Consider the following 12,728-nt stretch of genomic DNA (forward strand, 5'->3'; position numbering starts at 1 on the left):
CGACCGGGCCGGGCCCGGCTCGAAAACATCACTTGCCTCCATATTGACGGCCCGCGCCGGCAGCGGCAACCCCGCCGCACAGCGGCCATCACCGGATTTGATCCTGATCAAGGGCGGGCGCGCGGACAGCGCCTAGCATGCGCGCGTCCATCCCGGAGTCGCACATGCAAGCCATCCCTGCCACCTACAACGACAAGGTGGTGCGCCAGTTCGCCGTTGCCACGGTGCTCTGGGGCATCGTCGGCATGCTGGTCGGCGTCATCATCGCCACCCAGCTGTACTGGCCGCACCTGTTCGAGGGCATCCCCTGGCTCAGTTACGGGCGGCTGCGCCCGCTGCACACCAACGCGGTGATCTTCGCGTTCGGCGGCTGCGCGCTGTTCGCCACCAGCCTGCACGTGGTGCAGCGCACCTGCCACGTGCGCCTGCTGTCCGACCGGCTGGCCGCGTTCGTGTTCTGGGGCTGGCAGGCGGTGATCGTGGCCGCCGCGGTCTCGCTGCCGCTGGGCTACACCCAGGGCAAGGAATACGCCGAGCTGGAATGGCCGATCGACATCCTGATCACCCTCGTGTGGGTGGCCTACGCGGTGCTGTTCTTCGGCACGATCGCCAAGCGCCGGGTCAAGCACATCTACGTGGCCAACTGGTTCTACGGCGCCTTCATCATCGCGGTGGCGCTGCTGCACATCGTCAACAACATCGCCATCCCGGCCGGGCCGATGAAGTCCTACCCGGTCTATTCCGGCGCGGTGGATGCGATGGTGCAGTGGTGGTACGGCCACAACGCGGTGGGCTTCTTCCTGACCGCCGGCTTCCTCGGGATGATGTACTACTTCGTGCCGAAGCAGGCGCAGCGGCCGATCTATTCCTACCGGCTGTCGATCGTGCACTTCTGGGCGCTGATCGCGGTGTACATGTGGGCCGGCCCGCACCACCTGCAGTACACCGCGCTGCCGGACTGGGCGCAGTCGGTGGGCATGGTGTTCTCGCTGATCCTGCTGGCGCCCAGCTGGGGCGGCGCGATCAACGGCATCATGACCCTCTCCGGGGTGTGGCACAAACTGCGCACCGACCCGATCCTGAAGTTCCTCATCGTCTCGCTCAGCTTCTACATGATGAGCACGTTCGAGGGGCCGATGATGTCGATCAAGACGGTCAACTCGCTGTCGCACTACACCGACTGGACCATCGGCCACGTGCACTCCGGCGCGCTGGGCTGGGTGGCGATGATCTCGATCGGCTCGATCTACGCATTGCTGCCGCGCCTGCTCGGGCGTCAGCAGATGTATTCGACCCGGCTGATCGACACCCACTTCTGGATCCACACCCTCGGCGTGGTGTTCTACATCGCCTCGATGTGGATCGCCGGGGTGATGCAGGGCCTGATGTGGCGGGCGACCAACGCCGACGGCACGCTGACCTACACCTTCGTGGAATCGCTCAACGCGACCTATCCCTACTACCTGGGCCGGTTGTTCGGTGGCCTGCTGGTGCTGGCCGGCATGCTGATCATGGCGTGGAACGTGTGGCAGACCTACCGCGCCTCCGAAAAGCCGGTCGAACAGCCGCTGCTGGCGCCCGATGTCTCCGAAGCCCGCGCCTGAGGACCCCATGAGCGAGCAAACACACAACCCGCACGAGAAGCTGGAAAAGAACGTCGGCCTGCTGGCGGTTGCGATCGCCCTGGCCGTGTCCTTCGGCGGCCTGGCCGAGATCGTTCCGCTGATGTTCCAGGCCGAGACCATCAAGCCGCTACCCGGGGTCAAGCCGTACCCGGCGCTGGAGCTGGCCGGACGCGACGTGTACGTGCGCGAAGGCTGCTACAACTGCCATTCGCAGATGGTGCGCACGTTGCGTTTCGAAACCGAGCGCTACGGCCATTACTCGCTGGCCGGCGAATCGGTGTACGACCGCCCGTTCCAGTGGGGCAGCAAGCGCACCGGGCCCGACCTGGCGCGGGTGGGCGGGCGCTATTCCGACGACTGGCACCGGGTGCACCTGAACAATCCGCGCGACGTGGTCCCTGAATCGAACATGCCCAGCTTCCCGTGGCTGAACCAGAACAAGGTGGACGGGGCCACGGTGCAGGCGCACATGCGCGCGCTCCAGCGCCTGGGCGACCCCTACAGCAACGCCGAAATCGCCGCCGCGCCGGCGGCGGTGGACGGCAAGACCGAAATGGACGCCCTGGTGGCCTACCTGCAAGGCCTGGGCAAGCACGCACCGAGGACCCCCTGATGTTCCAGGGAATCATCACTACCGTATTGATGCTGCTGTTCCTGGCCGGCTGGGCATGGGCCTGGAGCCCGCGCCGCAAGCGCGATTTCGACGAGGCGGCGCAACTGCCGCTGGAATCCGATGAGGAGAACACCCGATGAGCGCGGGATGGTCGTGGTACGTGATCGTGCTGATCGCGCTGAATATCGTCGGTTGCGCCTGGTTGCTGTGGTGGACATCGCGCCGGCGCCCGGGCGACCCGCGCCCGGAGGACACCAGCCATGTCTGGGACGGCAACCTCACCGAGTACAACAAGCCGCTGCCGAAGTGGTGGATCAACCTGTTCTACCTCACCATCCTGTTCGGCATCGGCTACCTGCTGTGGTACCCGGGGCTGGGCAACTTCGCCGGCCTTGGCAAGTGGACCTCACAGAAAGAACAGGCCCGCGACGCCGCGCTGGCCAATGCCCAGCTAGAGAAGACCTTCGCCCCTTACAAGGGCCAGCCGATCGACGTGCTGGCGCGCGATCCGCAGGCGCTGAAGCTGGGCAAGTCGATCTTCGGCAACAACTGCGCCACCTGCCACGGCTCGGCCGGCAAGGGCGCCGTGGGCTACCCCAACCTGACCGATGCCATCTGGCACTGGGGCGGCAGCCCCGAGCAGATCCTGGAAACCATTCTCCATGGCCGCGAGGCGGTGATGCCGGCCTGGGGGAGCGTGCTTCAGGGCATGGCAGGTCCCGATGCCGTGGATTATGTGATTGCCTATGTGCGTCAGCTCGGCGACCCGCAGGGCGGCAATCCGTCCGACTATGCTGCCGCGCGCGGCAAGGCCCTCTACGACGGCCTGTGCGTGGCCTGCCATGGGCCCGCGGGCAAAGGCAACCCGGCGATCGGCGCGCCAGACCTCACCGACAGCTACTGGCTGTACGGCGACAGCCGCGAGGCCCTGCGCGAGACCATCGGCAACGGCCGCCACGGGGTGATGCCGGCCTGGGGCCCGGTGCTGGGTGACACCCGTTCACGCCTGGTCGCGGCCTACGTCTGGTCGCTCTCGCACCCGGCAGCGACCGACGCCAGCAACAAGGGCACGCCATGACCGACTTCACCGCCCCGCGCCTGGACCATCCGCCGCGCCCGCTGGCGCAGCGGATCGGAGCCATCGTCTGGCCCAGCTTCTTCACGGCCGGGGTGGCGACGATGGCGTTCTTCGCCTTCGTCGATCCGCTGGCGCTGCGCGACGCCACCTTCCCGCAACTGCATATCACCCGCGGCCTGGGCTACACCCTGGGCTTCTTCGCGTTCTGGCTGGCCACCGCCGCCTCCAGCCTGTTCACCTGGATCCTGCTGCGGCCGGCCAGCCGGTTCAACCGGCCACTGCCGCGCGACTGACGCCATGGCCAACAAGCAAATCCCCCTCGACGTGCTGGACACCGGCGGCAGCGCCTACGTCAGCGAGCGCAAGGTCTATCCGCGCGAAGTCTCCGGGCGGCTGTCGCGGCTGCGCACGGCGGCGGTGTTCTGGCTGCTGGGCATGTTCTATCTGTTCCCGTGGCTGTCATGGGACGGGCGCCAGGCAGTCCTGTTCGACCTGCCGGCCCGCAAGTTCTACGTGTTCGGGCTGACCTTCTGGCCGCAGGACTTCATCTTCCTGGCGATGCTGCTGATGATCGCCGCGCTCGCGCTGTTCTTCTTCACCGCCCTGGCCGGGCGCCTGTGGTGCGGCTATGCCTGCCCGCAGACGGTGTGGACGGAAGTCTTCCTGTGGATGGAGAGCGCGATCGAGGGCGACCGCAACAAGCGGATGAAGCTGGATGCCGGCCCGTGGACGCGCGAAAAACTGCTGCGCAAGGGCACCAAGCACGCGATCTGGCTGCTGTTCGCCCTGTGGACGGGGTTTACGTTCGTCGGCTTCTTCACCCCGATCCGCGACCTCGCCACGCGTGCCTGGCCGTTCCAGTGGAGCGGCTGGGAGACGTTCTGGGTGTTCTTCTATGCCCTGGCCACCTGGGGCAATGCCGGCTTCCTGCGCGAGCAGGTCTGCAAGTACATGTGCCCATACGCGCGCTTTCAGAGCGCGATGTTCGACCGCAACACCCTGATCATCGCCTACGACGCCATGCGCGGCGAGCCGCGCGGCCCGCGCAAGCGTGGCATCGCCAGCGTGCTGGAGCGCGCCCGCGGCCTGCTGGATGCGCGCACCGCCTACGACTATGTGTTCCGCGCCGGCAAGCACCCCTCGGCCGCCACCCAGGCCGCGCAGGCCAAGGGCACCATCACCTGGGACGGCGACCTCCAGCAGGTGGAACCGCTGCCGAAGTTCGCGCCGGAGGAACTGGGCGACTGCATCGACTGCACCATCTGCGTGCAGGTCTGCCCGACCGGCATAGACATCCGCAACGGCCTGCAATATGAATGCATCGCCTGCGGCGCCTGCATCGACGCCTGCGACGAGGTGATGGCGAAGATGGGCTACCCCAAGGGCCTGATCCGCTATTCCACCCAGAACGCCATCGATGGCAAGCCCACCCGCGTGCTGCGCCCGCGCGTGGTGGTCTATGGGTTGATCTTGCTCGGATTGCTAGCAGGCTGGACCTGGGGGGTTTTGCACCGCAGCCCGCTGATCGCGGAAGTGTTGCGCGACCGCAATGCGCTCTACCAGCAGGCTGGCGACCATATCGCCAACAGCTACACCCTCAAGCTGGTGAACAAGACCGACGCCGCCCAGACCTACCGGGTCCGTCTCGAGGCCGATCCGGCGCTGCACCTGCGCCTGGCCGGGGAGCCGCTGGAGTTGCAGGTGCAGGCCGGCGCGGTGTCGGCACAGGCGATCGAAATCGACGCCCCCGCCAACGTGCGCGGACGGCATCCGCTCGCGCTGGTGGTGGAAGCCGGCGACGGCAGTGCCAAAGCGCGCGTGGAAAGTGCATTCTTCGGTCCGATCTGAACACGCGAGCCCTGCCCATGGACACCCGCTCTTCCCCGTGGCGCCAGCCCGTCGTCTGGCTGATGCTGGTCATGGTCGGCCTGGTGGTGGTGGCAGGCATCACCATGGTCGTGGTCGCCACCTCCGACGGCCCGATGGACGCGGTGCCGGACGAAGTGCAGCGCACCGGCCAGGCCCAGCAGGCCGACCTCGGCCCGGATGCCCGCGCCGCGCGGATGCAGCTGGCCGCGATCGTGCGCGTGGACCGCGAGCACGGGTTCGTGGAAGTGCTGCCGGTGTCAGGCGATTTCGACCACGCCGCGCCACTGCGCCTGCACCTGCAGCACCCCGCACGTGCGGATGCCGACCTGGTGCTGGCACTGGCGCCGCATGAAACCGGCTGGCGTGCCACCGCTACCCCGGCGCTCGACCACGACTGGCTGCTGCAGCTGGAACCCGCCGGCAAGGCCGACTGGCGCCTGCGCGGACGGCTTCCGCACGCCCAACTGGCCGCGCAGCTGCGCCCGGCGCTGGACGACGCCCAGCCCTGATCCCGATGTCCGCCCGCTGCCACCACTGCGGCGAGCCGTTGCCGGTCGCGCCGGTCCGGGCCTGCCTCGATGGCGAACCACGCGACTTCTGCTGCGGCGGCTGCGCGACCGCCGCGCAGTGGATCGTGGACGCCGCGCTGGACGACTACTACCGCCTGCGCAGCGCCCCTGGCGGCCGGGTGGAGGCCGATGCCCCGGCGCTGGCCGCCTGGGACCGCGAAGACGTGCTGGCCGGGCACGCGCGCGCGGTGGAAGGAGGCCGCGAGATCACCGTGCTCACCGACGGCATGCGCTGCGCCGCCTGCGCCTGGCTGATCGACCGCGCGCTGACGCGCGAGGACGGGGTGCTGGAGGCCAGCGCCAATGCCATCACCGGGCGCATCCGGCTGCGCTGGGACCCCGCCCGTACCGCGCTGTCGAAGCCGCTGGCGCGGTTGGCGTCGCTCGGCTACCGGCCTTACCTCGCCACAGGCGAAGCGCGCGAGCGCGCCCGCCGCGCCGCCCGCAACCGCGACCTGCTGCGGATCGGGCTGGCCGGCCTGGGCGCGATGCAGGCGATGATGTTCGCCGAGGCGCTGTACCTCGACACCCGCGGCGAGATGCCGCTGGCCACCCGCGACTTCTTCCGCTGGATCACCTTCCTGGTATCCACCCCGGTGGTGTTCTGGGCCGGCTGGCCGTTCCTCGTCGGCGCCTGGAACGAACTGCGCGGGCGGCGGCTGGGGATGGACGTGCTGATCGCCGGCTCGACCCTGCTGGCCTGGGCCGCCAGCACGTTCGAAACGGTGCGCGGCGGCCCCCACGTCTGGTTCGATGCCGCGGTGATGTTCGTATTCCTGCTGCTGGTGGCACGCCAGCTGGAACAGCGTGCGCGCGCGATCGCCAGCGCGCAGGTCGATGCGCTGGCGCGCGCGCGGCCGGCGCTGGCCGTGCGTGAGCTGGCAGACGGCAGCCGCGAATCGGTGCCGGTCGAGGCACTGGAAGTGGGCGACGTGGTGCGGGTGGCGGTGGGCGAGCCGGTACCGGCCGACGGCCTGCTGCTGGAAGGCAGTGCGCGATTCGAGGAATCGCTGCTCACCGGCGAGGCGACCCCGGTCGCCAAGCAGGCGGGCGATGCGGTGTACGCCGGCACCGCCTGCCGCGAGCACCCGGCCCGGATCCGGGTCACCCGGGTCGGCGCGGACACCCGCCTGGCCGAACTGGCGCGGCTGGTGGAAACCGCGCAGGCGCATCGCCCGGCGCTGGCGCGTGGCGCCGAGCGCATCGCCGGCGGGTTCGTGGCCGGGCTGCTGCTGGCGGCAACCGTGGTCTATTTCTGGTGGCGCGCCCATGAACCTGCGCGCGCCTTCGAGGTGACCTTGTCCCTGCTGGTGATCAGCTGCCCCTGCGCGCTGTCGCTGGCGGTCCCGGCCGCGCTGGCCGCCGCGCACGGGGCGCTGGCGAAGATCGGCGTGCTGGCGGTGCGCCCGGAGGCGCTGGAACGGCTGGCGCAGGCCACCGACGTGGTGTTCGACAAGACCGGGACGCTGGGCGACGGCAAGCCGCAGCTGCAGGGCATCGATGCCTGCACCGCCATCGATGCCGACGCCGCGCTGCAGATCGCCGCCGCGCTGGAACGCGACAGCCGGCATCCGCTGGCGGCGGCCTTCGCCGGCGTGCCCACCACGGTGTTGCCACGCGACGTACACGCGCTGCCCGGGCAAGGGGTGGAAGGCACGATCGACGGCCATGTCTGGCGGATCGGCAATGCAACGTTCGCCACCGGCGGCACGGACGACGGCGCGGTCTGGCTGGGCAGCACGGACGGCGCGCGCGCGCGCTTCCGGCTGGCCGAGGGCCTGCGCCCGGACGCCGCGGCGGCGGTAGCGCGGCTGCACGCGCAGGGGCTGTCACTGCACCTGGCCAGCGGCGATGCCGAGGCGACGGTGGCGCGTTTCGCGCAGGCGGTGGGCATCGCGGATACGCACGCGCACGCACGGCAGTCGCCACAGGACAAGCTGGCGCGGGTACGCGCGTTGCAGGCGGCGGGCCGGGTGGTGGCGATGGTCGGCGACGGCCTCAACGACGCCCCGGTGCTGGCGGGCGCCGATGTCTCGCTGGCGATCGGCGACGGTGCCGCGCTGGCGCAGCGTGCGGCCGACCTGGTGCTGTCCGCGGCCTCGCTGCAGGCGGTGCCGACGGCGATCGCGATCGCCCGCCGCACGCGCCGCATCGTGCGCCAGAACCTGGCCTGGGCGGTGGGCTACAACCTGCTGGCATTGCCTTTGGCCGCCGCCGGCATGGTGACGCCGTGGCTGGCCGCGCTGGGGATGGCGCTATCCTCGCTCATCGTCACCGCCAACGCGCTGCGGCTGGTGCGGGTGCCCTCGCCATGACCCTCCTGCCATGACCATCCTGCTGTTCCTGATCCCGATCAGCCTGATCCTGCTCGGCATTGCGGTGCTGGTGTTCGTGTGGGCGGTGCGCAACGGTCAGTTCGAGGATCTCGATACCCCGGCGCTGGACATCCTGCGCGATGAGCCGCCCGCGCCACCCGCCAGCCGCACCGACGATGATCGCCGCGGCGGGAGCGACCATGCCGGTTGATTTGCTGGTGCTGGTGCCGGCGCTGCTGGCCGGCCTGCTGGGCGGCGCGCACTGCGTGGCGATGTGCGGCGGCATCGCCACCGGATTCTCCATGCACGCACGCGGCGCGGTCGCGGCGCTGCAGCCGAACCTGGGACGGGTGGCCGGCTACGTACTGGCCGGGGCGCTGGTGGGCGGCCTCGGCGGCGGCCTGCTCGGGGTCGCCCGCATGCCGCAGCTGGGCATCGCGATGCGCGCGCTGGTCGGCCTGGTGCTGATCGTGGCCGGACTGCGCATGCTGGACCGCCGCGGCCGCCTGCCGCGTTTCTCCGGCGGGCCCGGCAGCCGCCTGTGGCAGGCGCTGCGTCCCCTGCAGCGGCGATTGCTGCCGGCCGACACCGCCGGCAAGCGCCTGCTGCTGGGCGCCCTCTGGGGCTGGATGCCGTGCGGCCTCTCCACCACCCTGCTGGCCGCGGCCTGGCTCAGCGCCAGCGCCTTGCACGGCGCGCTGACGATGGCGGCCTTCGGGCTCGGCACCCTGCCGGTGATGGTGCCGCTGACCTGGGCCGGCGCGCGCATCGGCCAGCGCCTGCAGCGCGGCCCGTTCCGCAATGCCGCCGCCGCGCTGGTGGTGGCCTCCGGCCTGCTCACCGTGGCCGCGCCGTGGCTGATGCAGGCCCCGGCCCTGCACGGCCTGCTGGGCGCGCTGGGCTGCCGCAGCCTGCCGCCGGGCTGAGCGCCGCGGGCCTGCCGCGACGCCCAGCGCAGCAGCTGCGACGTGCTACTTCTTCGCCGCCGGGGCCGCCGGGCACTTGATGAACTTGCCCTTGTCGTCGCGGCAGGCCTGCTTGGCGGGCTTGGCGGCGGCCTCGCATTTGATGAACTTGCCCTTGCCGTCGCGGCAGCGGTTGGCGGACTGGACCTCGCCCTTGGCGGAGGCGGCAGCCGGCTTGGCGGCAGTGGCCTGGGGCGTGGCGAAGGCACTGGAGGCGAACAGCAGGGTGACGGCCAGCGCGATGGACGGCAGTACGGTATTCATGCGGACTCTCCCGAGTGGTGGCGCCCGGACGGGCGATTGCAGCCTGCGCCTGCACGCGCTGCGCCGCAATGACCGCGGCATGAAACTTCGTTCATGCCCATCGCAAGCGCGATCGCAGCCTTCCTTCGTGGTAAAAAACCCTACATCCCCCACGCACGCCATGCCCTGCCGCCACCCAGCCCGGAACCACCGTTGATGCCGACCGCCACCGCCCTGCCGCCTGCCGGGCACGCGCAACAACCCCTGCCCCAGCGCGTGCTGGTGGTGGAGAACTCCCGGGCCTACACCTCGATGCTGCGCGCGGCGATCGAGCAGCAGGTGGAGCTGCCGGTGGAGGTAGCCGCCACCCTGGCCGATGCCGCCCGCCTGCTGGATGCCCGCGACGACTGGTTCCTGGTGCTGACCGGCATGGTGCTGGCCGACGGCGACCGCGACCAGATCCTGGAGTTCTTCGCCGCCCGTGGTCTGCCCACCATCGTGGTCAGCGGCGTGTACGACGAGGAACTGCGCAAGCGCGCGCTGCAGCAGCAGATCATCGACTACGTGCTGAAAAGCACGCCCGACAGCCTGGATTACCTGGTCTGGCTGGTACGCCGGCTGGAACGCAACCGCCGGATCGGCGCGCTGGTGGTGGACGATTCGCTGGCGTCGCGCTCGTTCATCGCCTCCCTGCTGTCGGCGCAGGGCTACCAGGTGGCGCACGTGGCCGACGGCAGCTCCGCCCTGCGCGCGGTGGAGGCCGACCCCGGCATCCGCCTGTGCATCGTGGACCAGGAGATGCCGATGATGGACGGCATCGAGCTGACCCGCCGCCTGCGCCAGCTGCGCGCGCGCGACCGTATGGCAGTCATTGGCGTGTCCGGCAGCAGCGACGCTTCCTTGATCCCGCGCTTTCTCAAGAGCGGCGCCAACGACTTCCTGCACAAGCCGTTCTCGCGCGAGGAGTTCTTCTGCCGGGTCTCGCAGAACATCGACCAGCTGGAACTGATCGGCACCCTGCAGGACCTGGCCACCCGCGACTTCCTGACCGGCCTGCCCAACCGCCGCAGCTTCCTCGAGCACAGCGAGCGCCTGCTGGCGCAGCAGGCCAGCAGCGAGGTCACGGTGGCGATGATCGACATCGACCACTTCAAGCACGTCAACGACAGCTACGGCCACGAGGCCGGCGACCAGGCCCTGCGCGCGATGGCGCAGGCGCTGCAGCGGCACACCCGCGCCAATGACTTCAGCGGGCGCTTCGGCGGCGAGGAGTTCTGCATGCTGATCCACGGCCTCGACCGCGAGGCCGCGACGCGCCACCTGGAGGCCCTGCGCGAGGCGGTGCAGGCGCTCGAGATCGACATCGACGGCCGCCCGCTGCGCATCACCATCAGCATCGGCGCCTGCCAGCGCGACGCGCAGTTCCCCAACCTCCACAAGCTGCTGGGCGAGGCCGACCGCCACCTGTACCTGGCCAAGGCCGGCGGCCGCAACCAGCTGCGCGGGCTGGAGCCGGGCTGAGTCAGCGCGCGGCGACGGGTGGCGCGGCGTGGTGCACGCCCGCCACCGCGCGCCCGGACGGATCGGCCATCGCCGCGAACGCGGCATCCCAGGCGATCGCCGCCGGCGAGGAACAGGCGATCGATTTCCCGCCCGGCACCGTCTGCGCCGCCGCCTGCCCGGGGAAGCACTGCTCGAACAGGTGGCGGTACCAGTACGCCTCCTTGCTTTGCGGCGGGTTGACCGGAAAGCGCGCGGCCGCGGCCGCCAACACGCGGTCGGAGACCTGCGCCTCGGCATGCGCCTTGAGGCCGTCGATCCAGCCGTAGCCAACGCCGTCGCTGAACTGCTCCTTCTGCCGCCACAGGATCTCGTCCGGCAGATACCCGGTGAAAGCCGCACGCAGGATGCCCTTCTCCATCCGCTGCGGCCCGGCGTCGCCCTTGCGCACCATCTTGTGGGCGGCGTCCATGCGCATCGCCATCTCGATGAACTCCACGTCCAGGAACGGCACCCGCGCCTCCACGCCCCAGGCCATCATCGCCTTGTTCGCGCGCAGGCAGTCGAACTGGTGCAGCGCCTCCAGCTTGCGCACCAGTTCTTCGTGGAAGGCGCGCGCATCCGGTGCCTTGTGGAAGTAGAGGTAGCCGCCGAACAGCTCGTCGCTGCCCTCGCCGGACAGCACCATCTTCACCCCCATCGCCTTGATCCGGCGTGCCAGCAGGAACATCGGGGTGGACGCGCGGATGGTGGTGACGTCGTAGGTCTCGACGTGGCGGATCACCTCCGGAACCGCGTCCAGCCCCTCCTCGAAGGTGTATTCGAAGCCGTGGTGCACGGTGCCCAGTGCGCGCGCGGCGACCTCGGCGGCGGCAAGATCCGGCGAGCCTTTCAGCCCGATCGCGAAACTGTGCAGGCGCGGCCACCACGCCTCGCTCCTGCCGTCATCCTCGACCCGCCGGCGGGCATGGCGGGCGGCCACTGCGGCGACCAGCGAGGAATCCAGCCCGCCGGACAGCAGCACCCCGTAGGGCACGTCGCTCATCAGCTGCCGCCGCACCGCGGCCTCGAACGCCTGGCGCAGTTCGGCCAGCGGCACCGCAACGCCTTCCACCGCGTCGTAGTTCCGCCAGGGCCGCGCGTAGTACCGCGTCAGCTCGCCGGTTGCGCTGTCGTACCAGTGGCCGGGCGGGAACGGTGCCACGTCGGCGCAATCGTCCACCAGCGCCTTCATCTCCGAGGCCACGCGCAGGCGGCCTTGCGCGTCATGGCCCCAGTACAGCGGCACGACGCCAATGGGGTCGCGGGCGATGAGCACGCGCCCGCGCGCGCGGTCCCACAGCGTGAACGCGAAGATGCCGTTGAGGCGGTTCAGGAAGGTGGCCGGATCGTCCTCGCGGTACAGCGCGTTGATCACCTCGCAGTCGGAGGCGGTCTGGAACGCATAGGGCTGGCGCAGCGCGTCCTTCAGCACGGCGTGGTTGTAGATCTCGCCATTGACCGCCAGTACCAGCGCACCGTCTTCCGACAGCAGCGGCTGGGCGCCACCGGCCGGATCGACGATGGCCAGGCGCTCGTGCACCAGGATGGCGCCGGCGTCCACGTGGACGCCGCTCCAGTCCGGCCCGCGGTGGCGCTGCCGGCGGGAACGGTCGAGCGCCTCGCGGCGCAGGGCATGCAGGTCGTCCCCGGGCTGCAGGCCGAAGATGGCGAAGATGGAGCACATGGCGAAAGTCCTTGGCGTGGGCGGTGGAAGGAATGAATGAAGGTGGAAAGAAGCGGGAAGGACGGCGCAACGAAAAAGCCCGCATCTTGCGATGCGGGCTTGGGAGGGATTCGGCTTGCTGCTGCTTCGCCTAGGCGCGGGCCCGCAGCCGCGCACGCTGGTGGGCGCCGCGATTATTGCGGTTGAGGAAGATCGCGCTGGCGCTGCGGGACGGCATGGGCCGAC

At 70.1% G+C, this 12,728-nt stretch carries 13 protein-coding genes; 11 read left to right on the forward strand and 2 right to left on the reverse strand.

What is annotated here, in order from left to right; genetic code table 11:
* Nucleotides 1-164: 164 nt before the first annotated feature.
* From ccoN to EDC34_RS02050, 10 genes are read left to right on the forward strand one after another with little or no spacing between them, the layout of a single operon-like run.
* Nucleotides 165-1,604 carry a cytochrome-c oxidase, cbb3-type subunit I gene (gene ccoN, locus EDC34_RS02005; protein WP_114959165.1) on the forward strand — a complete coding sequence of 480 codons (1,440 nt, stop codon included), beginning with the start codon at nt 165-167 and terminating at the stop codon, nt 1,602-1,604.
* Between the two features lie 7 nt (nt 1,605-1,611).
* Nucleotides 1,612-2,238: a cytochrome-c oxidase, cbb3-type subunit II gene (gene ccoO / locus EDC34_RS02010; protein WP_114959166.1), complete on the forward strand. Its 627-nt coding sequence runs from the start codon at nt 1,612-1,614 to the stop codon at nt 2,236-2,238.
* A complete protein-coding gene (locus EDC34_RS02015) occupies nt 2,238-2,378 on the forward strand; it encodes a cbb3-type cytochrome oxidase subunit 3 (protein ID WP_114959167.1) in 141 nt (46 codons plus the stop codon). The genes ccoO and EDC34_RS02015 overlap by 1 nt, the downstream gene beginning before the upstream one ends.
* Nucleotides 2,375-3,316: a cytochrome-c oxidase, cbb3-type subunit III gene (gene ccoP / locus EDC34_RS02020; RefSeq protein ID WP_114959168.1), complete on the forward strand. Its 942-nt coding sequence runs from the start codon at nt 2,375-2,377 to the stop codon at nt 3,314-3,316. Before EDC34_RS02015 ends, ccoP begins: the two co-directional genes overlap by 4 nt.
* A complete protein-coding gene (locus tag EDC34_RS02025; protein ID WP_114959169.1) occupies nt 3,313-3,609 on the forward strand; it encodes a hypothetical protein in 297 nt (98 codons plus the stop codon). The genes ccoP and EDC34_RS02025 overlap by 4 nt, the downstream gene beginning before the upstream one ends.
* A 4-nt stretch (nt 3,610-3,613) precedes the next feature.
* Nucleotides 3,614-5,164: a 4Fe-4S dicluster domain-containing protein gene (locus EDC34_RS02030; protein WP_114959170.1), complete on the forward strand. Its 1,551-nt coding sequence runs from the start codon at nt 3,614-3,616 to the stop codon at nt 5,162-5,164.
* 17 nt (nt 5,165-5,181) lie between these two features.
* Nucleotides 5,182-5,694 (forward strand): FixH family protein, encoded by a 513-nt coding sequence (locus EDC34_RS02035; protein ID WP_114959171.1) that lies wholly within the window; start codon nt 5,182-5,184, stop codon nt 5,692-5,694.
* A gap of 5 nt (nt 5,695-5,699) precedes the next feature.
* A complete protein-coding gene (locus EDC34_RS02040; protein WP_114959172.1) occupies nt 5,700-8,069 on the forward strand; it encodes a heavy metal translocating P-type ATPase in 2,370 nt (789 codons plus the stop codon).
* Nucleotides 8,070-8,079: 10 nt separating this feature from the next.
* Entirely contained in the window at nt 8,080-8,280 is a 201-nt protein-coding gene (gene ccoS, locus EDC34_RS02045) for a cbb3-type cytochrome oxidase assembly protein CcoS (protein ID WP_114959173.1), read from the forward strand.
* Nucleotides 8,270-8,995: a sulfite exporter TauE/SafE family protein gene (locus tag EDC34_RS02050; RefSeq protein WP_114959174.1), complete on the forward strand. Its 726-nt coding sequence runs from the start codon at nt 8,270-8,272 to the stop codon at nt 8,993-8,995. Before ccoS ends, EDC34_RS02050 begins: the two co-directional genes overlap by 11 nt.
* 45 nt (nt 8,996-9,040) lie before the next feature.
* Here EDC34_RS02050 and EDC34_RS02055 read toward each other — a convergent pair whose 3' ends face one another.
* The gene (locus EDC34_RS02055) at nt 9,041-9,298 is read right to left on the reverse strand and encodes a hypothetical protein (RefSeq protein WP_114959175.1); all 258 of its coding nucleotides are present in this window, start codon (nt 9,296-9,298) and stop codon (nt 9,041-9,043) included.
* A gap of 195 nt (nt 9,299-9,493) precedes the next feature.
* Between EDC34_RS02055 and EDC34_RS02060 the strand changes: the two genes are divergently transcribed.
* Nucleotides 9,494-10,798, forward strand: coding sequence for a diguanylate cyclase (locus tag EDC34_RS02060; RefSeq protein ID WP_114959176.1), 1,305 nt, complete (start codon nt 9,494-9,496; stop codon nt 10,796-10,798).
* A 1-nt stretch (nt 10,799) separates the two neighbouring features.
* Here the strand turns inward: EDC34_RS02060 and asnB are convergent, their stop codons facing one another.
* Nucleotides 10,800-12,503 (reverse strand): asparagine synthase B, encoded by a 1,704-nt coding sequence (gene asnB / locus EDC34_RS02065; RefSeq protein ID WP_114959177.1) that lies wholly within the window; start codon nt 12,501-12,503, stop codon nt 10,800-10,802.
* Nucleotides 12,504-12,728: the final 225 nt, after the last annotated feature.

Origin of the sequence: Thermomonas haemolytica (genome assembly GCF_004346265.1) — a bacterium.
Classification (GTDB): Bacteria; Pseudomonadota; Gammaproteobacteria; order Xanthomonadales; family Xanthomonadaceae; genus Thermomonas; species Thermomonas haemolytica.

Bases quoted from the DNA above. Each gene is read 5' to 3' on its own strand.
- EDC34_RS02055 (WP_114959175.1), bottom strand. From the start codon at position 9,298: ATGAATACCGTACTGCCGTCCATCGCGCTGGCCGTCACCCTGCTGTTC.
- EDC34_RS02060 (WP_114959176.1), top strand. From the start codon at position 9,494: ATGCCGACCGCCACCGCCCTGCCGCCTGCCGGGCACGCGCAACAACCC.
- asnB (WP_114959177.1), bottom strand. From the start codon at position 12,503: ATGTGCTCCATCTTCGCCATCTTCGGCCTGCAGCCCGGGGACGACCTG.
- EDC34_RS02040 (WP_114959172.1), top strand. From the start codon at position 5,700: ATGTCCGCCCGCTGCCACCACTGCGGCGAGCCGTTGCCGGTCGCGCCG.
- EDC34_RS02030 (WP_114959170.1), top strand. From the start codon at position 3,614: ATGGCCAACAAGCAAATCCCCCTCGACGTGCTGGACACCGGCGGCAGC.
- ccoP (WP_114959168.1), top strand. From the start codon at position 2,375: ATGAGCGCGGGATGGTCGTGGTACGTGATCGTGCTGATCGCGCTGAAT.
- ccoN (WP_114959165.1), top strand. From the start codon at position 165: ATGCAAGCCATCCCTGCCACCTACAACGACAAGGTGGTGCGCCAGTTC.
- EDC34_RS02035 (WP_114959171.1), top strand. From the start codon at position 5,182: ATGGACACCCGCTCTTCCCCGTGGCGCCAGCCCGTCGTCTGGCTGATG.
- ccoO (WP_114959166.1), top strand. From the start codon at position 1,612: ATGAGCGAGCAAACACACAACCCGCACGAGAAGCTGGAAAAGAACGTC.
- ccoS (WP_114959173.1), top strand. From the start codon at position 8,080: ATGACCATCCTGCTGTTCCTGATCCCGATCAGCCTGATCCTGCTCGGC.
- EDC34_RS02025 (WP_114959169.1), top strand. From the start codon at position 3,313: ATGACCGACTTCACCGCCCCGCGCCTGGACCATCCGCCGCGCCCGCTG.
- EDC34_RS02015 (WP_114959167.1), top strand. From the start codon at position 2,238: ATGTTCCAGGGAATCATCACTACCGTATTGATGCTGCTGTTCCTGGCC.
- EDC34_RS02050 (WP_114959174.1), top strand. From the start codon at position 8,270: ATGCCGGTTGATTTGCTGGTGCTGGTGCCGGCGCTGCTGGCCGGCCTG.